This window comes from Pontibacter saemangeumensis (assembly GCF_039541895.1).
Classification (GTDB): domain Bacteria; phylum Bacteroidota; class Bacteroidia; order Cytophagales; family Hymenobacteraceae; genus Pontibacter; species Pontibacter saemangeumensis.
Window position 1 is genome coordinate 288,450 of the sequence record NZ_BAABHC010000014.1, and the last position, 22,792, is coordinate 311,241.

The window sequence follows — 22,792 nt, forward strand, 5'->3', positions numbered from 1 at the left end:
ATTCCTTAAAAAAAAAGCGAATTATTTTACGGGCGCCTACCCGCCATATAGCTGCAGCAGGCGCTCATCCTTCTCATTCTGGCGTATTTCGTCCAGCAAAGCCTTCACCTCCGGCTTCTCCGACATCACCATAAGTGCCTGATAGGCTGCGGCCCGCACGTAATACTGGCTGCTGTTCCGGGCTAAGTCCCCCAGTAGCGCGATGGTCTCCGGCGTGTTTGTCTGGCTATTGCTGGCCAGGTACGCCCCGAAGCTTTGCAGCAAGTAATATAACTGGCCGCCGCTGGCTTGCTTCAGTTGGCCCGTAAACCAGTCATACTTCTCCGGCCCGCCCTGCACCGCATAATAGGTAGCCAGCGCCAGCGCCACCTCCTCGTTTGTTTCGTTTTCGAACTGCGCTAATTTTTGCTTTGCGTCGGGGGCGCCTGTTCCTGCATAGGCCAGTATGCCTGCGGCCGATGCCTCGTAGGAGCTGTCGCGCATCGCCTGCTCAAACACCGCTTTGTACTTCTCTCCCCCCCAGCCTGCCAGGGCCAGTATGGCATCTGCGCGCACGGCTCCCCGCTTATCCTGCTGCGCCATTTGCCTGATGACCGGCTCCACCGCAGCTGCCTGTCCTTCCTTCAGCCCGCTTAAACGCGTGACGGCGGCGCTTCTGATACGCCAGTAGTCATCCTTCAGGGCAGCCTGGTACATTTGCAGCACCGCAGGGTCCTGCAGTTTCTCCTCCAGGGCTGCCATGGCCTCCAGTTTAGGCGCCAGTTGGTCCACGTTCCTGAACTGGAAAACCATCTCTGCGTCCGTCTTCTGGTGCTCTACCACACCCAACAGCTGCTGCTCCGCATCGAACAGCACCAGTTGTGGCTCCGATGCCACCTTGAACATGAATGTTTCCTCTGCTTCGTCGATGGTGACAGGGTATACCGTTTTCTTGCCGCCGGCCCACACGGCTATCTCTAGCGGCAGTTTATATAGGGGGGCATACGCCGTGTCCTGTTTTTGCGTCACACGCAGTGTCAGCTGCCCGCTCTGGTAGCTGTCCTCCACTTTGAGTTCGGGGTGCCCTGCGTTCATAAACCACTGGTCGAAGAACCACATCAGGTCCATCCCGGTCACGTCCTCGAAGGCCATGCGCAGTTCCGCCACCTCTACATCCGAGAATTTGTTGCGGGTCAGGTACAGGTTAAGCGATGCCCACCAGGCGTCGTCTCCCACGATGTTGCGCAGCATGTGCAGCACCCGGCCCCCTTTGGCATAGGAGTGGCTGTCGAACATGTCCTCGCGGCTGTTGTAGTGGTACCGGATGAGCGGCACGCGCTTTGTCTCCGCCTCGTCCAGGTACTGGCCCATCTCGTCCATCTGCAGGTAAGCGGCCTCATCGGCCCCGAACTTGTGCTCTGCCCACAGGTATTCCGAATAGTTGGCGAAAGACTCGTTCAGCGGCAGGTTCGCCCACGATTCGGTGGTAACGTAATCGCCGAACCACTGGTGGAACAGCTCGTGGGCGATAATGCCGTCCCAGTTCTTGTCCAGCAGCTCACGCTCGTTCAGCTGCAGGTCTTCCATAAACACAGAGGCGGAGGTGTTCTCCATCGCCCCGGACACGTAATCGCGCACCACCACCTGCGCGTACTTCGCCCACGGGTAAGCCACTCCTAGCTTGGTGGAGAAGAACTCCATCATCTCGGGCGTGTTGCCGAAAACCTTCTTTGCCGTGCTTTTGTAGGCCGGCTCCACATAATAGTTCACGGGCTTCCCGCGCCACTGGTCCTCCACCACGGCAAACTCCCCGATCGCCATCATGGCCAGGTAAGGGGCATGCGGCAGTTCCTGCTTCCAGTAGTCTGTTTTAGTGCCGTCGGCGTTTTGCCTGGAGTACATAAACTCCCCGTTTGAGAGCGTGGTGAACTTCGGGTCGACGGTTATATATAGCTCCTGCGTCATTCGCTCGTTCGGCGCGTCAATGGTCGGGAACCAGGCGGAGCTGGCCTCTGTCTCCCCCTGCGTCCATATCTGCGTCGGCTTCCGGGGCTCCTCCCCTAGCGGGTTGATGAAGTAGAGGCCCTTGTCGGAGGTGATGGCGTCGCTGCCGCCGGCAGGCAGCTCGTTGGGCCGGGCGGTATAGTTAATCTCCACCACGTACTCCTCGGCGCGGGTGTAGGCTTTGTTCAGGTTGATGGCGAGTTCCTTGCCATCGTACTCGTATTTCAGGGGTGCGCCGTCTCCGCCTTTCAGCAGGCTCACGCTGTGTATCTCCATGCCTTTGGCGTCCAGCACCAGGGTGTCCTGCGGGTAGAAGTAGGGCTTGAGCCGGAGTTCGGCAGTGCCCTGCAGATACTGCTTTTGCCAATCGAAGCGCACGCGCAGCTTGGTGTGCAGCAGGTTGTGCTTTTTGGTGCGCGAGGGGTTAAATTCGTATTTCCGGGGTGCCCACGCGGGCACGGAGTCGGCGGGCGCGGGGGCCGGTTCCACTACGGCAACCGGGGGAGCGCTTGCGTCCGGAACTACTTTGCCGGCACTGCAGCCACCTGTAAAAGCCATAGCGGCAGCCAGGCCTGCAATGCTCAAAAACCTATGATTCATGGTAGAATGTTTTAATTTTGAGGTGAAGTTCTAAAATTACTCTGAGAAATCAACTAACTTTAAGGTCAAAACCACTCGGATAAAGATGCTCCAGGTAAAAACCGCTAACGACAAAACATGGCAGGTTGATATTCAAAAAGGCACCATACTGGTAAACGACGCACCTTTTAACTGGGACATCTCCCGTGTCGGCCCCAACACCTATCATATCATAAAGGATGCCCGGTCGTATACGGCAGAAGTAGTGGCCGCGAACTACGAAGAGAAAACTTTTACCTTCAAGATCAACGGCAGGGAGCAGACCGTGAGCGTGAGAGACCGCTTCGACCTGCTGCTCGACAAGCTGGGCATGAGTAACGCCAACGCCCACAAAGTGAACGACGTAAAGGCACCTATGCCGGGGCTGATACTGGAGATAAAGGTGAAGCCGGGGCAGGAGGTGAAAAAAGGCGACCCGATCATGATTCTGGAGGCCATGAAGATGGAGAACATCCTCAAATCGCCGGGAGACGGCGTGGTGAAGGAGGTGAAGGTGCAGGAAAAACAGAACGTGGAGAAGGGCCAGGTGCTGCTCCTGTTTTAAGGCACTGGGTTAAAGGGAAAGCGGCTGCCACGGGAGTCGCTTTGTTGTGTAGACGAAAATTTATAACCATTACAGATATATACCGTGAAGTATAAACGAATTTTGCTAAAGCTCAGCGGCGAGGCGCTCATGGGCGACCAACAGTACGGGATCGACTCTAACAGGCTGCTGCAGTATGCGGAGGAGATAAAGGAGGCTGTGCGGCTGGGTGTGGAAGTGGCTGTGGTAATAGGCGGAGGCAATATCTTCAGGGGTGTGCAGGCCGAGCAGGTCGGGCTGGACCGCGTGCAGGGAGACTATATGGGCATGCTGGCCACGGTGATCAACAGCATGGCGCTGCAGAGCGCCCTTGAGAAACTTGGCGTTTATACGCGCCTTCTTTCAGGCATCAACATTCAGCAGGTGTGCGAACCCTATATACGCCGCCGTGCGGTGCGCCACCTCGAGAAGGGCCGTGTGGTTATCTTTGGGGCGGGCACCGGCAACCCATACTTCACCACCGACACGGCCGCATCGTTGCGCGCCATCGAGATTGAGGCGGATGTGGTGCTGAAAGGCACGCGCGTGGACGGCATCTACTCCGCAGACCCGGAGAAAGACCCGGATGCTGTTTTCTACCGCAACATCTCCTTTAAGGACGTGTTCGAGAAAGGGCTGAACGTGATGGACATGACGGCTTTTACCCTCTGCAAGGAAAACGGCCTCTCCATCATCGTATTCGACATGAACACGCCCGGCAACCTGAAGCGCCTGGTGAACGGGGAGGAAGTGGGCACGCTGGTAACCATGGATGACATTGCCGAGACGCTGCATGAGACGATAGACCAGATACAGGCAAACCAGTCGCTGCACCCTAACAAAAAATAGAAATTTCGTATTTTTGCCCTAATTATTTCGGAACTACAAAACGTAAATTTGATATGACGGAAGAAATCCAGTTTTACCTCAGCGAAGCACAGGAGTCGATGGACAAGGCGGTGCAGCACACGCATGCTGAGTTAACGAAGATACGCGCAGGCAAAGCCTCTCCTGCCATGATCGAACATCTTCGTGTTGATTATTATGGTACACCCACGCCGCTCTCGCAGGTGGCCAACGTGGCCACGCCTGATGCGCGCACGCTGCTCATCAAGCCCTGGGAGAAAAACATGCTGGGCGAGATTTCCAAAGCGATCAAGAACAGCGACCTGGGGCTAAACCCGCAGCAGGAGGCCGATGCAGTCCGCCTGAACATCCCGGCCCTGACGGAGGAGCGCCGCCGCGAGCTGGTGAAGCAGGTGAAAAACGAGACGGAGGGCGGCAAGATCAGCATCCGCAATATCCGCAAAGACATCAACGACGCCCTGCGGAAACTCCAGAAAGAAGGCACCTCGGAAGACGCCGTGCGCGACGCCGAGGCAAAAGTGCAGAAGCTGACCGACACCTACATCGTGAAAGTGGACGAGCTGCTGTCGAAGAAGGAAGCGGAGATCATGACCATCTAAAGGCTCTGGCACAAGGCGCTTTTATATATAAACAGGACGCCCTGCAGATTGATTCTGCAGGGCGTCCTGTTTATATATAACTGGTGGTATAAATGCAGCGAGGCTGCTATATGTCTTGAAATTGCTTACAGGTTTACAGCCTCAAAAGAGGTGAATGCTGATTCCGGGACGTCATCCAGCACTTTTATATCCGTTATGTGGGCCTGCCCGCGGTCGCCGGAGAGCTTTAGTTTCCCGTAGGTCTGGTAATCCTGCCAAGGCATTACAAAGGCAGGCTCCGGGTCGTTGGCGTTTTTGAAGTAGGCCCACTGCGAAACCAGGTTCGTCTCTTTGTCTATATATACTTTGTACCTGTTCTCGGGCGTCACGCCCACGTTTTCGAAGGTCAGCTGCAGCACATCGGCCAGCTTGCCCGCCTGCGTGGTTTCTTCCCCGAGGTATTTCAGCGTCACGCCGGAGTCCTTGAGTTTAAAAGGCATCACCAGCCAGTACGAATCGTTTATCCAGGCTTCCTTCGCCTGCTGCACGTACTTTGCCACCGAGTCGGGCTGCGTTACTTCCGCGCCCTCCTTGTATACCTTGCCTTCGCCGGTATTTATATTCACCAGCACCTTTTTATCTTCTTTCAGGTAATCTACCCGCACGTTGCCGGTGGCCTTGTCCCAAAGCAGCTTCCGGTTGCCGAAGAAATTCCAGGTTATATAGCGCGTATCGTCCCAGTTTTTGCGCCCGCCCTGCGCTGCCATCACAGAGTCAGCCAGCTGAATGGCCTCTGGGTCGGAGCCAGCCTCGTTGAAGCCTTCCATCGGCGGGTTCTCCTGCCCGTTGGGCTGGCACATCTGGAACAGCAGCAGCAACGCCACCAGAACGGCAGGCTTCAGGAAAACGGCTAGTAGTTTCATGCGCTCAATGTTGGTTTAGGTTAGTCAATTTCAATATAAAACCGGAATCAACCTAATTATTTTTTTAAGGCGCAGGAAGCGCCTTTTACCATAGCCGGACTGTTATATACCAGATGATTTCCACCTGTAACCGGGCGGCGCCTCAGCCATGACGGCTCCGATATGGAATCAACTTTAAGCTTATATAGCTATATAAAATGAACACCACCCCATATATAAAAAGGCGTTGCCGGATTCTTGGCAGCGCCTTTTTATATATGGGGTGGATTCGCGTGGTTTCGTCTGACAGGTTTTGCCCTGCGCTATTGGTACAGCTTGTGCACTTTTATATACTCGGCTACCGCATCCGGCAGCATGTACTTAGTGCTTTTCTCCTGTTTGACGCACTGGCGAATGAAAGTTGCGGAAATGTCCAGTACCGGCGCTTTGACGAACGTCACGTTTGGCATGTCGGGCAGCTCGGTGGTGATGGAGCCGGAACGGGGATACACGTATACCCGGTGGTACTCCAGGATGCGCTCCGAGTTCTTCCACTTCGGGAACAGCGGCAGGTTGTCCTCGCCCATGATCAGCACGAACTCATAGCTCGGGTACTTCTCCTGCAGGTACGTGAGCGTGTCGATGGTGTAGCTTGGCCTGGGCATGCTGAACTCGATGTTGGAAACGCCCAGGTTCAGGTTGTCCTCTATCGCCAGGGTAACCATCTGCAGCCGGTCGAACTCGTGCAGCAGCGTGTTGCTGGGCTTGAAGGGGTTCTGCGGCGACACGACCAGCCACACCACGTTGAGGTCGGTGTTGGTGGCCATGAAGTTGGCCAGTATCAGGTGGCCGATATGAATGGGGTTAAAGGAGCCAAACAGCAGCCCGACCTTCATACGATCGCAGGCTCAGACTTCAGAAACTCATTTACCAGCTTCTCCGCCTCGGCGCATGCCCTGTCCAGGTCGTCGTTCACGATCACTCTATCGAACTGGTCCTCGAACCCAAGCTCGAACTTGGCTTTGAACACCCGGCTGCTGATGCTGGAGGCTGAGTCGGTGTTGCGGGCGGTCAGGCGGTTGGCCAGTTCCTCGATGGAGGGCGGCTTCACGAACACCGCCAGGGCCCGCTCTTTGTAAAAATGCTTGATGCTCAGCCCGCCTTTCACGTCCACATCCAGGATCACGTGCTTGCCGCTTTTCCAGATGCGCTCGATCTCCGACTTCAGCGTGCCGTAGAAGGCCCCCTCGTACACTTCCTCCCACTCCACAAACTCATCGTTTGCGATCCTTTTCTTGAAATCCTCTGGTGTGATGAAGTAGTAGTCCTTGCCGTTTTCCTCGGTGCGGCCGCGCTTGTCGCGGGTGCATGCCGATATGGAAAAGCTCAGTTTCGGGTTGGTGCGGAGCAGGTGCTTTACAATAGTGGTTTTACCGGCACCGGACGGTGCCGAAAAGATGATGATCTTACCTTGCATTAGGGGGGCTATACCGTTTCTTGAATCTTCGCTTTGATGAGGTGCGCCAGGCTTTCCGGCACAATCACGCGCTTGAGGTGGCCGCTGACGAGGCCTTTGAGGAGCTTTTGTTTCTGATGGCTTTCGAAGCAGGTGACGCAGTCTTCGATGTGACTGTTAAAGTACTGCTGGTCTTCGGAGGAGGCCTCCCCGTCAATCATGAGGTCCAGCAACAGCGACACTTTCTCACACTCGGTCTCTTTGCCCTCGGCCGGTGCGTTTTGATATACTTCTGTAAATTTCGATTCCATCTTCACTCAAACTCTTTAAATGCTCTAACTATTATAACCCATGGTTTTGGCGTATTTCTCCAACTTCTCCTTCAAAGAGTTCCGGGCGCGGTGCAATCGTGAGCGTACAGTTCCAATCGGGATGTCCAGTATCTTGGCCATTTCCTCGTAGGTGAATCCCTCGAGGTCGCAAAGGATGATGACTGTCCTGAAGTCGACTGGCAGGGCGTTCAGGGCGCTCGCCACCTCATCGCCGATCAGGTCCTGCACGCTTTCGGTGCGCATGTCGGTGGTGGTGGCCACCCCGCTCTCGCCCTCCACGTCTTCAGAATTGTAATAGCCCTCTACCTCGCTGTAGTCAACTTTGGCAGGCTGCTTGCTCTTCTTCCGGAACTCGTTGATGAAGGAGTTCTTCAGGATTCGGAACAGCCATGCTTTTGCATTAGTTCCTTGCTCGAAGTAGTCGAAAAAACGGTAGGCCTTCAGATAGGTCTCCTGCACCAGATCATTGGCGTCATCCTCGTCTAAGGTGAGCCTGTAGGCAAAGTTGTACAGGGGGTCGAGCACAGGCAGCAGCTCGGCCTCGAACCGCGCGTCCTTCTCCTCCTTACTCAGTTGTTTACCCGTTTGCTCGCTCATCTACCTGGAATTTGTACTTAAGTGTAATCCTCTGTCGCGTATTATACGCAAATATATAAATTTTAATTACATACCGCGCTTCACGCCCTAGGGTTGCAGTACGCGTGACTGGCTACAGGTGTTTCCCAGCGGTTTTCGCCGCCGCCGCACCCGGCCGGTGGCTACCCCGGCAGGCGGTACGCTTCACTGTCGGGGTAGCCACAGGCCCAAATGCCCCCTCAAAAGCCTTCTTCCGCATGCCTGCCTACTTGTTATACCGCCTGGCTCACCCCTTAGTTTCACCCCGGGCTGCCGCGCCGGGCGGCCCGGCAGTGGCGGCAAAACGCCGGCCAAGGGCGGAAGAGGCGACACTTCGGGGGAAATTACACCAGCGAACTAACTTTTTCCCCCAAAGCCGTTTACTAGCTTGCAGGCAGATAGGATCTTATTAACGCAGTGCATGCCAGATATAATGGCGCCGCCTGATTTCATTTTAGAACATTTTTCTATAATTTCGCTTCATAGTAAGAGACACAACACGGGACATTAACTAAAAATAAACATGTCAGAAATTGCTGAAATTATTTTAGAGGGTAAATCCTATAAAATGCCAGTAGTAGTGGGTACCGAGGATGAAAAGTCCATTGACATCTCATCGTTGCGCGCACAGTCTGGTTATATCACACTGGACGCAGGATATAAAAACACCGGTGCCACCACCAGTGCGATCACTTTTCTGGACGGTGAAACAGGTATTCTTCGCTACAGAGGGTACCCGATAGAGCAACTTGCCGGGAAATCGAGCTTTATTGAGGTATCATACCTGCTTATATATGGCTCTCTCCCTACCGCAGCAGAGCTCGAGGATTTCAGCGACAGGATAAAGCGCCACACGCTGGTGAACGAAGACATGCGCAAGATCCTGGACGGCTTCCCGTACACGGCACACCCGATGGGCATCCTTTCCGCGTTGATCAGCTCTCTTACGGCCTTTTACCCGGAGTCACTTAAGTCGAACCAGTCGCCGGAGGAGATAGACCTCTCTATCATCCGCCTGATGGCCAAGATCTCGACGATTGCCGCCTGGTCTTACAAGAACTCCATCGGTCATCCGGTCATCTACCCGAAAAACAAGCTGGACTACTGCTCCAACTTCCTGCACATGATGTTTGCGTACCCTACCGAGGATTATGAGGTAGACCCTGTGGTGGTGGATGCGCTGAACAAACTGCTGATCCTGCACGCTGACCACGAGCAAAACTGCTCTACCTCAACCGTGCGTCTGGTCGGCTCGGCCCACGCCAGCCTTTACTCCTCGGTTTCTGCGGGCATAAGCGCGCTCTGGGGGCCGCTGCACGGCGGCGCCAACCAGGCCGTGATCGAGATGCTGGAAGCCATAAAGGCAGACGGCGGCGACTCGAAGAAGTACATTGAGAAGGCGAAAGACAAGAACGACCCGTTCCGTTTGATGGGCTTCGGGCACCGTGTATATAAAAACTTCGACCCGCGCGCGAAGATCATCAAGAAGTCGGCGGACGATGTGCTGGCCGCCCTGGGTGTGAAGGACCCGATCCTGAACATCGCCAAAGAACTGGAGGAAGCCGCCCTGAGCGATCCGTACTTTGTGGAGCGCAAGCTGTACCCGAACGTAGACTTCTACTCCGGCATCATTTACCGCGCCATCGGCATCCCGACCAATATGTTTACGGTGATGTTTGCCCTTGGCCGCCTGCCGGGCTGGATCGCGCAGTGGAAAGAGATGCGTGAGAACAAAGAGCCGATCGGCCGTCCGCGCCAGGTATATATAGGAGAGACGGAGCGCGACTACGTTCCGATGGAGAACAGGTAATCTCAACAGTTGGATAACGGAAGGTGCTTCGAGGCGGTCATGCTCGCCCCGGAGCACCTTCTTCCTATATAGGGCTTTCTCTCTTACCACAGCCCACACTCCTTTATATATAGGTCCGCCTTGCTGTGCAGCCCGTGGCTCTTGCTTTCTATAAAAAACACTTTTTATATATAATTATATATTTCCTCTCCTATGCCGGGTGTAAGCGCCATCATAATATGCAAGGATGAAGCGCAGTTTATAGCAGGAGCCATCGAGTCGCTGTTGTGGGCGGATGAGGTGCTGCTGGTGGACTCCTACAGCACCGACGAAACCCTGCAGATAGCACGCCGGTACCCGGTCAGGATTCTGCAGCGCCCGTTCGACGACTACTCCCGGCAGCGCAACTGGGCCATCGCGCAGGCCATGCAGCCGTGGGTGCTGATGCTGGACGCCGATGAGCGCATTCCTGCCGACCTGCAGCAGGAGCTGACGCAACTGCTGAAGTCTCCGCCGAAGCTGCCGGCCTACAAAATCCGGCGCAAAAACTTTTTCATGGGCAGGCAGGTGCGGTACAGCGGCTGGCAAAACGACGCGGTGGTGCGCCTCTTCGACAAGAGCCAGTGCCGCTACTCCGACAAGCAGGTGCACGAAGAGCTGGTGGTGCCCGGCGGCAACATCGGCAAACTCCGCCACCGGATGCTGCACTATACCTACCGTAACCTGCCGCACTTCCTCGACAAGTGGAACCAGTACAGCTGGCTGTCGGCGCAGGACAAAGCGAAAAAAACAGGAAGCGTCACGCTCTTTCACCTGGCCGTGAAGCCGCTGGTCCGTTTCCTGAAGCAGTATTTCCTGAAGCTGGGCATTCTGGATGGCCGCATCGGGTTTATCATTGCCTATCTGGCGGCCAGCAGCGTGTTTATGCGCTACCTGAAGATATGGCGGCTGCAGGAAGAAAACCAAGCGGCGAACTAACATGCGTGTACTGCACCTGGTATCGGAAAAAACATGGCGCGGCGGTGAGCAGCAGGTGGCGTACCTGATCGCTGAACTGCAGCAGCACCAGGTGGAGAGCTACGTGGCCTGCCGGCGCGGCTCTGCCTTTGAGGCGCACTGCAAGCAGTTCAACATCCCGCACCTTTCCCTCTCCTTTTCAAAGCTGGCGCTCTTTGGGGATGCCCGCAAGCTGAAAGTATATATAAACCGGCACCACATCCAGCTGGCACACATGCACTCCAGCCTCGCCCACACCCTCGGCGTGCTTTCCCATGTGCTGGGCGCCAGGGCTGCCCTTGTTTTGAGCCGCCGCGTGGAGTTCAGCATCGGCCGCAACCCCTTCTCCACCTTCAAATACAACTACAGCGGCATCAAGCGCATCCTGTGCGTGTCAGACAGCGTGCGCCGGCAAATGGCGGCAAGCATACAGGACGGCAGCAAGTGCGTGACCGTCTACAGCGGCATCGACCTTGAAAAAGCCGCCGCCAGCCCAACCCGTAATTTTCTCCGAAGCACTTACCAGGTGCCGCAGGGCGTAAAGTTGATTGGAAACATATCGGCGCTTGACCGGCACAAAGACTACTTTACTTTTCTTGAAACGGCGAAGCTGCTGAAGGAGAGAGGCATCAAAGCCCGGTATTTTGCAATCGGCAGCGGTCCGCTGGAGGCAGTGCTGAAGGCGCAGGCGGTAAAGCTGGGCCTCCGGGAGGATGTCGTTTTCACGGGCTTCCTCAAAAATGCGAAACAGGTCCTGCCCGAGCTGGATGTTTTCCTGTTCACAACTGTGAAAGAGGGCATAGGCAGCACCATTCTGGATGCCTTTGCCAACAGAGTGCCGGTGGTGGCCACCAGCACCGGCGGGATTCCGGAGATTGTGCGGCATGGGCAGACCGGGCTGCTGGCCCCCGTCAGGGAGGCAGTGGCTTTAGCCGACCATGTGCAGCGGGTGCTCGCTGATCCGCAGCTACGCGATTACCTCACTGAGCAGGCATATAAGCTGGTGCTAACGTTTACGCAGGAGCAGACTGCCATCAGAACTCTTGCTGTTTACAAGGAAGTTTTAGGGGTTGGCTAAAACTTTAAAACTATTTCCTGCGTTCACTTTTCGCCTGCGCTTTCGTAAGCATAACTTTACCCTAACACCTCTGATATGGCGCATTCACCTGCTGCAGCCTCAACGGGGGGTAAACGTGTGAGTCCCTGATGTATCTTGTGCGCTGTCTACTGCTGCTTTGCCTCCTGTTCGCTGCCCGCTTCACGCAGGCGCAGCAGTATAATTTCCGTAGCTGGACGCTGGAGCAGGGCTTGCCGCAGTCACAGATCACCGCCATCCTGCAGGACCACCAGGGCTTTCTTTGGCTGGGAACCCGCGGGGGGCTCAGCCGCTTCGACGGCATCAACTTCCATACCTATACCGAACAGGACGGCCTGCCCAGCCACAACATCTCCACGCTTTTCCAGGACAGCCAGGGGCGCCTGTGGATAGGCACGGCAGATGCCGGTGTGGTGCTGTACAACGGCTCCAGCTTTCAGCAAGTGGGCGCGAAGCAGGGGTTGCCGGCCGGCCCCGTAAACGCGATCTCCGAAGATTCGCTCGGCCGCATGTGGCTGGCCACAAGCCAGGGTGCTTACTTCGGCACCGCAGGCGCGTTCGAGCTATATGCCGCCCTGCCGAAAGAGGCCTACACCGCCATCCGCCACACAGCAGACGGGGCGCTGTGGGCAGGCACAAGGGAAAACGGCCTATATAAAGTGGCAGGAGCCCAGGCTAGCCGCTTCACTATATATAACAGCGCGCTTCCGGGCAACAGCATCACCGCCCTTTCGATCGGCCCGGACGGCACGCTCTGGATCGGGACCGACATGGGTCCGGCAAAAATACAGGAAGGCGCCTTGGACGCGCCAACGCTACCGCGGGTTGTATCCACCCCCGCCGTCTCCGGCTTTACCCACGACCGCCACGGCAATGTGTGGGTGGGCCTTGTCCGCAACGGGCTGCTTAAATACGACGGAAAGCGGTACACGCACATCACCCGCCGCCACGGCCTCCGCACCCCCCGCATCAGTTCCCTCGCCTCCGACACCGAGGGCAACATATGGATCGGCACGAACGGCTATGGCCTGCAGCAGTATAAGTCGCCCTGGTTTGTGCATTATTTCGATTTCGGGGATATGAGCGAGCCGCGTATCACAGCCCTTGCCTGCGACAGCAGCGGCACTATGTGGATGGGCACTGACGAGGGCAAGCTGGCCAGCATGCGCAGGAACCGGCCTGACTGGCGCACCAACACTCCATGGCCCGAGGGCACCACCCTCTACGGCATATACCCCAAGAACAGGAAAGAAACCTGGGTGAGCAGCAGCAACGGCGCCTGGTTACTAAGGCCCGATACCGTCCTGCACTTCACCGTCGCGGCAGGCCTCCCTTCCTCAGAGGTTTTCCAGGCCACCGCCGACACGGCAGGCACCATGTGGTTTGCCACGGCAGGCGGTCTGGCCTATTTCCGCGACAGTGTCTTTGTGCCTGTTGCCTCCCCCACAGGGATCCCGTTCAAAACGAACTGCGTCTTCCGCGACAGTAAGAACAGGATATGGGTAGGCACCGAAGAAAGTATATATAAAGTGGAGGGCCAGGAGCTCATTCCACCGCCCGGGCTTCAGGGAATCAGTTTTACGGAGGTAAACTCCATAACAGAGGACAAACTCGGGAACCTGTACTTTGCGGGTTTCAACCAGGGCATCCTGATGCTGGGCAGTAACGGCGCGCGCCTTTTTGCGGCCAAGGACGGCCTGCCCACGGTCGCCATAAATACGCTGTTCGCGGACAGACACGACAACCTGTGGGTGGCCACCAGCCGCAACCTGCTGAAAATACGGCTGCCGCAACTGCGGAGGAACGGGAAGCTGAATTACAGGACCTATGCCAGCCAGAACGGGTTCAGGGGCCTGGAGGTATGCGACAACGCCATGGCGCAGTCGCCGGACGGCACCATGTGGTTTGGCACCACCAAGGGCCTTACCCAGTACCTCCCGAAGATGGACCGCCGCAACGCCACCTACCCCAAGGTGATGCTCACGGAGGTGATGCTGTACTCCAAGCCCACCGACTGGAACGCCCTCGGCTACACGACCGACAGCGTGACGGGGCTCCCAACTAACTTGCGGCTGCCCTATACGCAGAACTACCTGTCCTTCGACTTCCATGCCATCTGCCTCTCGGGTCCGGAGCAGGTGCGGTACAGGTACAGGCTGGTGGGGTTTGATGAGCAGTGGTCGCCGCCCGTGGAGCAGTCGTTCACGACCTACGCCAACCTCTCGCCCGGCACCTATACCTTTGAGCTGCTGGCCCGCAACAACGATGGCTTCTGGGCCGCCGAGCCTGTGGTTTACACCTTCTCCATTGTGCCCCCCATCTGGCGGCGCGAGTGGTTTATCGGCGTGCTGCTGCTGGTGATTGCGGGGTCGGTGCTGAGCGTGGTGCGCCTGCGCGAGCGGAGCCTGGTGAAGATGAACTCGCTGCTGGAGATGCGGGTAAGCCACCGCACGCGCCTGCTGGAGCGGAAGAACCGCGAGAAGGAGATGCTGCTGCAGGAGATCCACCACCGGGTGAAGAACAACCTGCAGATCGTGATCAGCATGCTGAACCTGCAGGCCCGCCATGTGCAGGACCCGCAGGCCGCCGAGGTGATGCAGGCCATCCGGAGCAGGGTGCGCTCCATGTCTATCCTGCACGAGCGCCTCTACCAGCACGCCGAGCTGGACTGCATTGACCTGGAGGAGTATTTTGAGGAAATATGCGAGAGCCTTTACGCCGCCTACGGGGTCAGTACCAGGCGCATTGCCCTCGAGCTGCACATGCCGCAGATAAAGGTAAACATTGACTCGGCCATTACGTTGGGATTAATTGTAAACGAGCTTGTTTCTAACTCCTTGAAGTACGCTTTCCCGGATGGGCGGACAGGCGTGCTTCGCATCGAACTCGCGCAGCACGATGCGGCCCAGTACACCCTGACTGTCAGCGACAACGGCCAGGGGATGCCCATCCGTTTTGATCCGCATACAAGCAAGTCTTTCGGCCTGAAACTGGTCACATCACTGAGCAGGAAACTGCAGGGGGACATTAAATTCATCAATAACAATGGCACTAAATCAATATTGTATTTTGTTTTGGCACCATAATTCTATATTTCACGTAAGAACTTAATGCTATGACAAAACCTAAAATTCTTATCTCGGAAGATGAGGTCATCATTGCAGAGGATATTGCGGCAACCCTAGAAGACTTAGGTTACGAAACGTGCGCAATAGACTCGGGTGAAGACACAATAGACATGATCCGGGAAACCCAGCCTGACCTGGTGCTCTTAGATATTAACCTGCGCGGCGAGGCCGACGGCGTGGATATCGGCTCTCGTATAAAAGAGGAGTTCAACATCCCCTTTATATACCTGACCGCTTACGCCGACCGGGCCACCATAGACCGCGCGAAGAAAACCGAGCCTGACGCCTTCCTGGTAAAGCCCTTTGATGAGAAGAGCCTGCGCTCAGCCATTGAGATCGCCCTCTACAAGCACGGTAACAGCCACAAAGAACCGAACGGGAACGGAAACGGGAATGGGGCACACCCTAATCCGAAAGACCAGGAAGTTGCCACCGACTATATCTTCGTGAAAGTGAAGCACCGGATCATCAAGGTGCATTACAGCGATATCCTGTGGGTGGAAGCCTATGACAACTACTCCTTTATCGTGACGGCAGAGCAGAAGTACCTTGTCTCCTCCACCCTGAAGGATATGGAGCAGAAGCTGCCGTCTCAGAACTTTGTGCGGGTGCACCGCTCCTATATCGCCAACCTCGACAAGATTGAGGCGCTGGAGGAGAACTCCGTGGTATTTGCCAAAGGCGATATCCCGATCGGTAAGTCTTACAAGAAAATGCTCATGTCCCGCTTCAACATTATATGACAGGATAACTACCCCGCAAACGTAAACCGCATCCGGCATCTGCCACAGGCACTCTCATACGCGACATGACGGAGTCTGTGGATTTTTTATGCCGCCCCATGTCGTTGTTATAACAACAGCCTGCATCGCATGGTGCCTTTCACCTTCTCTCCTGCCACAGCCGCTCTTCAGTTATCACCAAGAGGCTGCTATATATAATTGGCTGTAAAATGCCAAGTCGCCTGCATCCGTAGATGGCTTCATCCCTCTGAGCTAAAGGGGGCGGCGTTTCTACTATGGAAGCAAAAAGATAGGAAGCGGGTACAACTACCTAATACTCTCCCTGCAATCGCCATTTTGTCCGGGCATAGCTGCCACTTCTCCTCCGCCTCTCCATATACATTCATACCGTATTATATATAAGTGTGTTATATATAAGTGTGCAATGTCATTTATTAACATGATACCGCTCATATTTCTTCCTGGCCAGCGCCCATACCTTTGGGACATCAATATAAAACACACGGCCATGAAGATTATTACACTTTTAAGAACCACAGGGATAGCAGGGCTCATCCTGGGCCTGAGCCTCTCCCTGAGTGCCCAGAGCCTCTACCAACTGGCCGGGACGCCCGAGTTGAAAGTATCAGGCGGCTCTACCATCCACGATTGGGAGATGGTGGCGACGGCGGCAACCGGCAAAGCTGACATTTCTATCGGGAACCAAAGCATTCAGGCTATCCGCATGGGCGAGGTGACCATGAAAGCCACCGCCCTGAAAAGCGGCAAGGGCCAGATGGACGGGATCGCTTATAAATCCCTTAAAGCGGAGAAGAATCCAAACATAAGCTTCAAGCTCACTTCATTCAAGAACCTGGGTGGCAACAAGGCCAGCGCAACGGGTAACCTCACCGTGGCAGGCACCACCAGACCAGTCACCTTCCTGGTGAAGTACCTGGTGAAGGGTGACGCCGTGAACCTGGAGGGGGAGACGAACTTTAAGATGACGGATTTCAACATTACGCCTCCTACTGCCATGCTGGGCACCATCAAAACAGACGATAAAGTAACCATTTCATTCAAAGCGATCTTCAACCTTCTCAATTCATAATACGATCATGAAAAAACTATTACTTTCCCTTGGCTTGCTGGCTGGGCTACAGCTCAGCGCCAATGCGCAGATCACCCTCGGAGACATGCCATACTGGAGACCTTACGACCAGCGGGGCATCAACACCTTCGAAACCGCAAAAGAGGACACCGCCACCTTCGACGGCATCAAGGTGAGGCTGGGCGGCAGCTTTGCCCAGCAGTTTCAGGCCCTGGAGCACAGCAACACGGCGACAGCCAGCTTCGATGCCAACGAAAAAGATGTCAACAAGCTCATTGAGATCGGCTACGGCTTTAACCTGGCCAATGCGAACCTGAACCTGGATGTGCTTTTGGCTGACGGTATCCGGCTCAACCTGATCACGTATCTCTCTTCCAAACACCACTCCGAGACGTGGGTAAAGGGCGGATACCTGCAAATAGACAAACTCGGCTTTCTGAACAGCCCGCTGGCAGACAAGCTCATGGAGAACCTGACGCTGCGCGTAGGCCACATGGAGATCAACTACGGCGATGCGCACTACAGGAGGAGCGACAACGCGCAGGCCCTGCACAACCCCTTTGTCGGAAACTACATTATGGATGCCTTTGCCACGGAGATCGGCGCTGACGTGACTTTCCAGAAGAGCGGCTTCCTGGCAGTGGCCGGTATAACCGGTGGCGAGATACAGGGTGGCCTGACCAAGCCAAAAGACAGAGCCCCGTCTTTCTATGGCAAGGTGGGATACGACAACAGCCTGAGCGAGCAGCTGCGGGTGCGCCTGACAGGTTCTGTCTACACAACGAACAGCTCTGTACGAAACACGCTCTATGGCGGCGACAGAGCAGGCTCCCGGTACAACCTGGTGATGGAGAACGAACAGGCCACCCTTAGCAGCCAGTTCACCTCCGGCCGCCTGAACCCCGGCCTGACAGACAACATTACGGCTGTGGTGCTGAACCCTTTCGTGAAATACGGCGGACTGGAGTTCTTCGGCAACTTTGAAAGAGCCAGGGGCAAGGCAGCCAACGAAACCAGCGAGAGAACCTGGGACCAGATCGGCACAGACCTGATTTACCGCTTCGGTGCCAGGGAGAACTACTACGTTGGCGGACGCTATAACAAAGTGAGCGGCAAATTGCCCGTGGCAGGCACAAAGGCCAATATTCAGCGCACTGCCCTCGGCGCCGGCTGGTTCGTGACCAGGAACATTCTGGCCAAAGCGGAATACGTGAACCAGGAGTATAATAACTTCGCGGTCACCGACATCCGCAACGGCGGCGAGTTCCATGGTGTGATGGTGGAGGGCGTGATTGCCTTCTAAATCAGAAACAAGTTTAAGAACAAGCTCATGCTACTGGTGCAGTTAATGTTGGCGTTGCTGTCGCTCTTCCCAGGCCGGGCAGCCAAAGAAAGCTACCTGGTGGTGCTCGGTGAGCGCATCACGGTGAAGGCCGCCACTTCGATGGGTAACATCAACTGCACCTATAGCAGCAGCCGGCAAGGCGACACCTTGTTCATCAACCGCCAGGTGGCGCAGGGCGAAGGGCTGATGCTGCGCCTGCCGGTGAAAGGCTTTGGCTGCGGCAACCTGCTCCTCACCCGCGACTTTCAGCGCACCCTCAAAGCCGGGGAATACCCGCTGGTAAGGGTAGAAATGCTGGAACTGGTGCAGGAGGGGCAGCAGCTAAAAGGCACCCTTCGGTTGCAACTGGCGGGAAAGACGCAGGTGCTGCGGGGGGTGAACTTCGCCAGCCACGCAGGAAACAAGCTGAGCACCACGCTCTGCCTGAGCTTCTCTGACTTCGCACTGGCAACCCCACACAAGTTGGGAGGGCTGGTGAAAGTAGAGGAAGAGATGCAAGTGAACGTAGAACTGCTGCTGGCGCATTTACAATAGTCCTATATATACAGAATGAATACCCCTATAAAGAAGAAGGCCGGTGCAGTAATTGCACCGGCCTTCTTCTTTATATATAGCCTGAGGCTTAGTATCTGTAGTACTCCGGCTTGTAAGGGCCTTCTACTTCCACACCTATATAGCTTGCCTGGTCCGGACGAAGCTCGTCCAGTTCCACACCGATCTTCGACAGGTGCAGGCGGGCAACTTTCTCGTCGAGGTGCTTTGGCAGCGTATATACCTTGTTCTCATAGGCATCTGCGTTCGTCCAAAGCTCCAACTGGGCCAGCGTCTGGTTCGAGAAGGAGTTAGACATCACGAAAGACGGGTGGCCAGTGGCGCAGCCAAGGTTCACCAGGCGGCCTTCCGCCAGCACAATCACGTCTTTGCCTTCGATATTATACAGGTCTACCTGCGGCTTGATTTCGTCTTTGGTATTGCCGTAGTTCTTATTCAGCCAGGCCATGTCGATCTCGTTGTCGAAGTGGCCGATATTACACACGATGGCCTTGTCCTTCAGCGAGCGGAACTCCTGCTCCCGGATGATGTCTTTGTTACCGGTAGCCGTTACCACGATGTCAGCCTCTTTCACGGCATCCTCCATGCGCTTCACCGCAAAACCGTCCATCGCAGCCTGCAACGCACAAATCGGGTCGATCTCGGTCACGATCACACGCGCACCGGCACCTCTGAGCGAGGCGGCAGAACCTTTGCCAACGTCACCGTAACCAGCCACAACAGCTACTTTACCGGCCATCATCACGTCCGTGGCACGACGGATCGCGTCTACTAAAGACTCTTTACAGCCGTACTTGTTATCGAACTTCGACTTGGTAACAGAATCGTTCACGTTGATGGCAGGCATGGTCAGCGTGCCGTTCTTCATGCGCTCGTACAGCCTGTGCACACCCGTGGTGGTCTCTTCAGAGAGGCCCTTGATGCCACCAGCCAGTTCCGGGTAGTTGTCCAGCACCATGTTGGTCAGGTCACCACCGTCGTCCAGGATCATATTCAGCGGCTTGCGCTCGTCTCCAAAGAACAGCGTCTGCTCAATGCACCAGTCGAACTCCTCGGCAGTCATCCCTTTCCAGGCATATACCGATATGCCGGCAGCGGCAATGGCGGCGGCGGCATGGTCCTGTGTAGAGAAGATGTTGCAGGAAGACCAGGTCACCTCGGCGCCCAGTTCCACCAGTGTCTCGATCAGCACGGCGGTCTGGATCGTCATGTGCAGACAGCCGGCGATGCGGGCACCTGCAAGCGGCTTGCTTGGCCCAAACTCCTCGCGGATAGCCATCAGACCCGGCATTTCAGCCTCTGCCAGTCTTATTTCTTTGCGGCCCCAGGCGGCAAGGGAAATATCCTTTACTTTGTACTTTAATTCTGTATCAATCATGTTCGCGTGTTTTCCTGTATTGAAAACTCAAAATTAAACAATTTGTTGCTCAACATCAAATAAGTAAGCTGCAGCGTGTAGCAAGATAGCACACACTGCAGCTTACACTTATTGCTCAGAGAAACTAGTCGTTGCGGATAATCTCAGCTCCGAGTTCGTTCATATTGCCTGCCGGCGGCATAAGGAAGCCTTTTGCAAACACGGTGTAAATGGCATCGTCTGTCAGGGTGACATCCGGTATGGTGAGCACGACATCAGTAGAACCCGCCGGGCGCACTTCCAGCGTGTAAGTGCCGGCGGCCACAGGCATAAAGTCTGAAGCGTCCTTAAAGCTACTGTTGCTGAACAGCACCGGTCCGCCCTGCACGGCTATATCCACTGCGGGCGCATCCGGGGAAAGGTGCACAAAACGCACGTGTGCCATGCCATCGGCCGGGTCAGAAAGATCGTCTTCCAGCACCAGCGCCTCTATGTCAGACAGTGTGTTGATCGCGAATACAGTATAGTCACCGTCTGGTTCCAGGTCCAGGTCAGCCTCTATCACAGTGGTAGAGGTGCCGGCAGCGTTCACCTTGATGTTCTGCGTGCCGGAAGGCACACTCAGGTAACCGGTATTGTTGGGGTATGTAAGAGGGGCATTGTTCACTTTGGTGTCGTTCACGAGCAGGTCAACCCCGGGTGCGTCGGGCGAGGCATGCACCACCATCACATCGGCATTGTCCAGTACTACTTCTTCATCGTCCTCGTCGCAGCTTACAAGCACGGTGGCTGGCAACACAACCAGCAACATTAGTTTCATCCATCTTTTCATAGCAATAAATTTTTTTAAGTTTATAATTGATTGATAATACCTTACCAACCTGTAGTGCTTATATTTGTTTAACATTTTTACAAAAATATTAAACAAATATTTCTTGTATTGACACTCCCCCCTAAAATCGCCTATCTTTAGGAGGTGATCATCCACAGCTGCCACAGCGGCTGCCCCATACTCTATGCGCACATTTAGTCCCCAGGAGATAGCCTTTATGCAGGAGCACCGGCACGAGGAGGCCCCTGCCCTGATGCTGCAGGCAAAAAGGTACCCGCACCTGCCGCTCCCGGAACTGGTGCAGCAGATAAAGGCCCGCCAAAAAGCCGCCCAGAAGCTCCCGACGTGGGCACAGCACCCGGAGGTGGTGTTCCCGGTGGCGCTGTCGGTGGAGCAGAGCTCCTCGGAGACAGCCGCCGCTTACAAGGCCTCCCTGCTTTCAGGAAAACTTTTAATCGACTTGACTGGCGGGTTTGGGGTAGACAGCTTTCACTTTGCCCGCCGCTTTGCTGAGGTCATTCATATAGAACAGAACCCGGAGTTGCAGGAGATCGCCCGATACAATTTCGGGCTGCTGCGGGCGCACAACATCCAAAGCCTCGCTACCACGGCAGAGGCGTTCCTGGAAAACTTTACAGGGAAAGCGGACGTGCTCTATATAGACCCTGCGCGACGGGGCGGCGCCAACGAGAAACTGCACCTGCTGCAGGACTGCGAGCCGGATGTGCTGCACCTGCTCCCCCTCCTGTTCTCGAAAGCCAACGCGGTGCTGCTGAAAACCTCGCCGATGCTGGACATCGACCTGGCGCTGGCGCAACTGCAGTGCGTGGCGAAGGTGTGGGTGGTGGCGGTGCAGAACGAGGTGAAAGAGGTGCTTTACCTGCTGCAGCCGGACGCCCCGCAACCAGCGCACGCCGCCCGCACCGCCGTGAACCTTTTGCCAACAGGCACAGCGCAGCAGCTGTGTTTCACAAAAGCAGACGAAGAGGCCGCCCCTGTTTCGTACGCAGACCCGGAGTTATATATATATGAGCCGAATGCCGCGATCCTGAAAGCGGGCGCTTACCGCTACCTGGGGCAACACCTGCACCTGCACAAGCTGCACCCCAACAGCCATCTGTATACCTCGGCCACGCTGGTGCCAGACTTCCCAGGGCGCAGTTTCGAGTGCATGGCCGTGAGCCGTTACAACAAAAAGGAGCTGCTGAGGCAGCTTCCGGGCAAGCAGGCCAACATTACGGTGCGCAACTTCCCGGAATCCGTGGCGGAGATCCGGCGGAAGACCGGCATCCGGGAAGGCGGCCAGACCTACCTCTTCTTCACCACCGATATGCACCAAAAACCCATTGTACTCATCTGCCGGAAAGCTTAAGCCCGCAAGGGAATCCTAAACAAGCACGGCAGGCATCCGTAGTATAAAACGCAGGTGCCCGTGCCAGCTCTGAAGATGCCGGAACGGGGCTTGCCGAAAAAATGGATTTCACCAAACTTAAACACCAAAGCTATGAGCACAGATAAAGAGAACCAGAAAAAGAATTCTGAACTGACAGATAAGAGCAAAGGAGATAAATCAGACACTGGCAACAGCCTGGAGCGGGACGTGACAAACACCCCGATGCCGAAGGACAAGACGCCACAGGCCCGCACCGACAACGCTCAAGATAAAGAGACCAAGAAAAATAAGAAATAGCACTTGTGCGACCCAAGCAGGAAGCAGCCACAGCGTAAGCGTTGTGGCTGCTTTTTTTTTGCCCTGCTGTAATTTATGCGATGTGTGTATAGTTCAGTATCTGGCGCTGCTACTGCTTATATCACAGAAAAATACTTAGCAGATTTATAATACCCCTTATATATAGTATATTCGGTAGCTCAGTTACGGTTACCTGCCTACAGTTGGTTGGCTAAACGTAATGACTCCGTATATCTACAA

Annotated in this window: 21 protein-coding genes; 13 read left to right on the plus strand and 8 right to left on the minus strand. The window is 55.4% G+C overall.

All coding sequences use genetic code 11. From position 1 onward, the window contains the following. Positions 1-36: 36 nt before the first annotated feature. On the minus strand, positions 37-2,583 hold the full coding sequence (locus tag ABD920_RS11870) for a M1 family metallopeptidase (RefSeq protein WP_345159242.1): 2,547 nt from the start codon (positions 2,581-2,583) through the stop codon (positions 37-39). A gap of 85 nt (positions 2,584-2,668) precedes the next feature. Between ABD920_RS11870 and ABD920_RS11875 the strand changes: the two genes are divergently transcribed. From ABD920_RS11875 to frr, 3 genes are all read left to right on the plus strand, one after another. Further along, positions 2,669-3,166, plus strand: coding sequence for a biotin/lipoyl-containing protein (locus tag ABD920_RS11875; RefSeq protein WP_345159243.1), 498 nt, complete (start codon positions 2,669-2,671; stop codon positions 3,164-3,166). An 84-nt stretch (positions 3,167-3,250) separates the two neighbouring features. Next, positions 3,251-4,033, plus strand: a complete 783-nt coding sequence (gene pyrH / locus ABD920_RS11880; RefSeq protein WP_345159245.1) for a UMP kinase — start codon at positions 3,251-3,253, stop codon at positions 4,031-4,033. Between the two features lie 53 nt (positions 4,034-4,086). Beyond that, on the plus strand, positions 4,087-4,650 hold the full coding sequence (gene frr, locus ABD920_RS11885) for a ribosome recycling factor (protein ID WP_345159247.1): 564 nt from the start codon (positions 4,087-4,089) through the stop codon (positions 4,648-4,650). 125 nt (positions 4,651-4,775) lie between these two features. Here frr and ABD920_RS11890 read toward each other — a convergent pair whose 3' ends face one another. The 5 genes from ABD920_RS11890 to ABD920_RS11910 form a co-directional block, all read right to left on the minus strand. Beyond that, positions 4,776-5,552, minus strand: a complete 777-nt coding sequence (locus ABD920_RS11890; RefSeq protein ID WP_345159249.1) for a hypothetical protein — start codon at positions 5,550-5,552, stop codon at positions 4,776-4,778. Between the two features lie 302 nt (positions 5,553-5,854). Next, positions 5,855-6,427, minus strand: coding sequence for a nicotinate (nicotinamide) nucleotide adenylyltransferase (gene nadD / locus ABD920_RS11895; protein WP_345159250.1), 573 nt, complete (start codon positions 6,425-6,427; stop codon positions 5,855-5,857). After that, positions 6,424-7,008 (minus strand): guanylate kinase, encoded by a 585-nt coding sequence (gene gmk, locus ABD920_RS11900; RefSeq protein ID WP_345159251.1) that lies wholly within the window; start codon positions 7,006-7,008, stop codon positions 6,424-6,426. Before gmk ends, nadD begins: the two co-directional genes overlap by 4 nt. A gap of 8 nt (positions 7,009-7,016) precedes the next feature. Further along, a complete protein-coding gene (locus tag ABD920_RS11905) occupies positions 7,017-7,298 on the minus strand; it encodes an anti-sigma factor (RefSeq protein WP_345159253.1) in 282 nt (93 codons plus the stop codon). A gap of 24 nt (positions 7,299-7,322) precedes the next feature. After that, on the minus strand, positions 7,323-7,916 hold the full coding sequence (locus ABD920_RS11910; RefSeq protein ID WP_161889970.1) for a sigma-70 family RNA polymerase sigma factor: 594 nt from the start codon (positions 7,914-7,916) through the stop codon (positions 7,323-7,325). Between the two features lie 541 nt (positions 7,917-8,457). Here ABD920_RS11910 and ABD920_RS11915 point away from each other — a divergent pair. From ABD920_RS11915 to ABD920_RS11950, 8 genes are all read left to right on the plus strand, one after another. Further along, the gene (locus ABD920_RS11915; RefSeq protein WP_345159256.1) at positions 8,458-9,744 is read left to right on the plus strand and encodes a citrate synthase; all 1,287 of its coding nucleotides are present in this window, start codon (positions 8,458-8,460) and stop codon (positions 9,742-9,744) included. Positions 9,745-9,936: 192 nt separating this feature from the next. Beyond that, positions 9,937-10,701, plus strand: a complete 765-nt coding sequence (locus tag ABD920_RS11920) for a glycosyltransferase family 2 protein (protein ID WP_345159257.1) — start codon at positions 9,937-9,939, stop codon at positions 10,699-10,701. Position 10,702: 1 nt separating this feature from the next. Continuing rightward, positions 10,703-11,797 (plus strand): glycosyltransferase family 4 protein, encoded by a 1,095-nt coding sequence (locus ABD920_RS11925; protein ID WP_345159259.1) that lies wholly within the window; start codon positions 10,703-10,705, stop codon positions 11,795-11,797. Positions 11,798-11,934: 137 nt separating this feature from the next. After that, positions 11,935-14,901: a ligand-binding sensor domain-containing protein gene (locus tag ABD920_RS11930; RefSeq protein WP_345159261.1), complete on the plus strand. Its 2,967-nt coding sequence runs from the start codon at positions 11,935-11,937 to the stop codon at positions 14,899-14,901. Positions 14,902-14,930: 29 nt separating this feature from the next. Next, a complete protein-coding gene (locus ABD920_RS11935; RefSeq protein ID WP_345159262.1) occupies positions 14,931-15,686 on the plus strand; it encodes a LytR/AlgR family response regulator transcription factor in 756 nt (251 codons plus the stop codon). A gap of 508 nt (positions 15,687-16,194) precedes the next feature. Then, positions 16,195-16,776: a YceI family protein gene (locus tag ABD920_RS11940; protein WP_345159264.1), complete on the plus strand. Its 582-nt coding sequence runs from the start codon at positions 16,195-16,197 to the stop codon at positions 16,774-16,776. Positions 16,777-16,783: 7 nt separating this feature from the next. Further along, positions 16,784-18,079: a hypothetical protein gene (locus ABD920_RS11945; protein ID WP_345159265.1), complete on the plus strand. Its 1,296-nt coding sequence runs from the start codon at positions 16,784-16,786 to the stop codon at positions 18,077-18,079. Between the two features lie 27 nt (positions 18,080-18,106). Further along, complete coding sequence (locus ABD920_RS11950) at positions 18,107-18,655, plus strand: hypothetical protein (protein WP_345159267.1); 549 nt, start codon at positions 18,107-18,109, stop codon at positions 18,653-18,655. A gap of 88 nt (positions 18,656-18,743) precedes the next feature. Here ABD920_RS11950 and ahcY read toward each other — a convergent pair whose 3' ends face one another. Both ahcY and ABD920_RS11960 read right to left on the minus strand, forming a co-directional pair. Continuing rightward, entirely contained in the window at positions 18,744-20,051 is a 1,308-nt protein-coding gene (gene ahcY / locus ABD920_RS11955) for an adenosylhomocysteinase (protein ID WP_345159269.1), read from the minus strand. 124 nt (positions 20,052-20,175) lie between these two features. Continuing rightward, positions 20,176-20,862, minus strand: a complete 687-nt coding sequence (locus ABD920_RS11960; RefSeq protein WP_345159271.1) for a DUF4397 domain-containing protein — start codon at positions 20,860-20,862, stop codon at positions 20,176-20,178. A gap of 184 nt (positions 20,863-21,046) precedes the next feature. On the opposite strand from ABD920_RS11960, the gene ABD920_RS11965 reads away from it, so the two are divergent. Continuing rightward, entirely contained in the window at positions 21,047-22,234 is a 1,188-nt protein-coding gene (locus tag ABD920_RS11965) for a THUMP-like domain-containing protein (RefSeq protein WP_345159273.1), read from the plus strand. Positions 22,235-22,366: 132 nt separating this feature from the next. Then, positions 22,367-22,552 (plus strand): hypothetical protein, encoded by a 186-nt coding sequence (locus tag ABD920_RS11970; protein ID WP_345159275.1) that lies wholly within the window; start codon positions 22,367-22,369, stop codon positions 22,550-22,552. The last annotated feature ends 240 nt before the right edge of the window (positions 22,553-22,792 follow it).

Bases quoted from the DNA above. Each gene is read 5' to 3' on its own strand.
- nadD (WP_345159250.1), bottom strand. From the start codon at position 6,427: ATGAAGGTCGGGCTGCTGTTTGGCTCCTTTAACCCCATTCATATCGGC.
- ABD920_RS11925 (WP_345159259.1), top strand. From the start codon at position 10,703: ATGCGTGTACTGCACCTGGTATCGGAAAAAACATGGCGCGGCGGTGAG.
- ABD920_RS11940 (WP_345159264.1), top strand. From the start codon at position 16,195: ATGAAGATTATTACACTTTTAAGAACCACAGGGATAGCAGGGCTCATC.
- ABD920_RS11960 (WP_345159271.1), bottom strand. From the start codon at position 20,862: ATGAAAAGATGGATGAAACTAATGTTGCTGGTTGTGTTGCCAGCCACC.
- ABD920_RS11890 (WP_345159249.1), bottom strand. From the start codon at position 5,552: ATGAAACTACTAGCCGTTTTCCTGAAGCCTGCCGTTCTGGTGGCGTTG.
- ABD920_RS11965 (WP_345159273.1), top strand. From the start codon at position 21,047: ATGCGCACATTTAGTCCCCAGGAGATAGCCTTTATGCAGGAGCACCGG.
- ABD920_RS11870 (WP_345159242.1), bottom strand. From the start codon at position 2,583: ATGAATCATAGGTTTTTGAGCATTGCAGGCCTGGCTGCCGCTATGGCT.
- ABD920_RS11920 (WP_345159257.1), top strand. From the start codon at position 9,937: ATGCCGGGTGTAAGCGCCATCATAATATGCAAGGATGAAGCGCAGTTT.
- ABD920_RS11910 (WP_161889970.1), bottom strand. From the start codon at position 7,916: ATGAGCGAGCAAACGGGTAAACAACTGAGTAAGGAGGAGAAGGACGCG.
- frr (WP_345159247.1), top strand. From the start codon at position 4,087: ATGACGGAAGAAATCCAGTTTTACCTCAGCGAAGCACAGGAGTCGATG.
- ABD920_RS11905 (WP_345159253.1), bottom strand. From the start codon at position 7,298: ATGGAATCGAAATTTACAGAAGTATATCAAAACGCACCGGCCGAGGGC.
- ABD920_RS11970 (WP_345159275.1), top strand. From the start codon at position 22,367: ATGAGCACAGATAAAGAGAACCAGAAAAAGAATTCTGAACTGACAGAT.
- ABD920_RS11875 (WP_345159243.1), top strand. From the start codon at position 2,669: ATGCTCCAGGTAAAAACCGCTAACGACAAAACATGGCAGGTTGATATT.
- ahcY (WP_345159269.1), bottom strand. From the start codon at position 20,051: ATGATTGATACAGAATTAAAGTACAAAGTAAAGGATATTTCCCTTGCC.
- gmk (WP_345159251.1), bottom strand. From the start codon at position 7,008: ATGCAAGGTAAGATCATCATCTTTTCGGCACCGTCCGGTGCCGGTAAA.
- ABD920_RS11915 (WP_345159256.1), top strand. From the start codon at position 8,458: ATGTCAGAAATTGCTGAAATTATTTTAGAGGGTAAATCCTATAAAATG.
- ABD920_RS11945 (WP_345159265.1), top strand. From the start codon at position 16,784: ATGAAAAAACTATTACTTTCCCTTGGCTTGCTGGCTGGGCTACAGCTC.
- ABD920_RS11935 (WP_345159262.1), top strand. From the start codon at position 14,931: ATGACAAAACCTAAAATTCTTATCTCGGAAGATGAGGTCATCATTGCA.
- ABD920_RS11950 (WP_345159267.1), top strand. From the start codon at position 18,107: ATGCTACTGGTGCAGTTAATGTTGGCGTTGCTGTCGCTCTTCCCAGGC.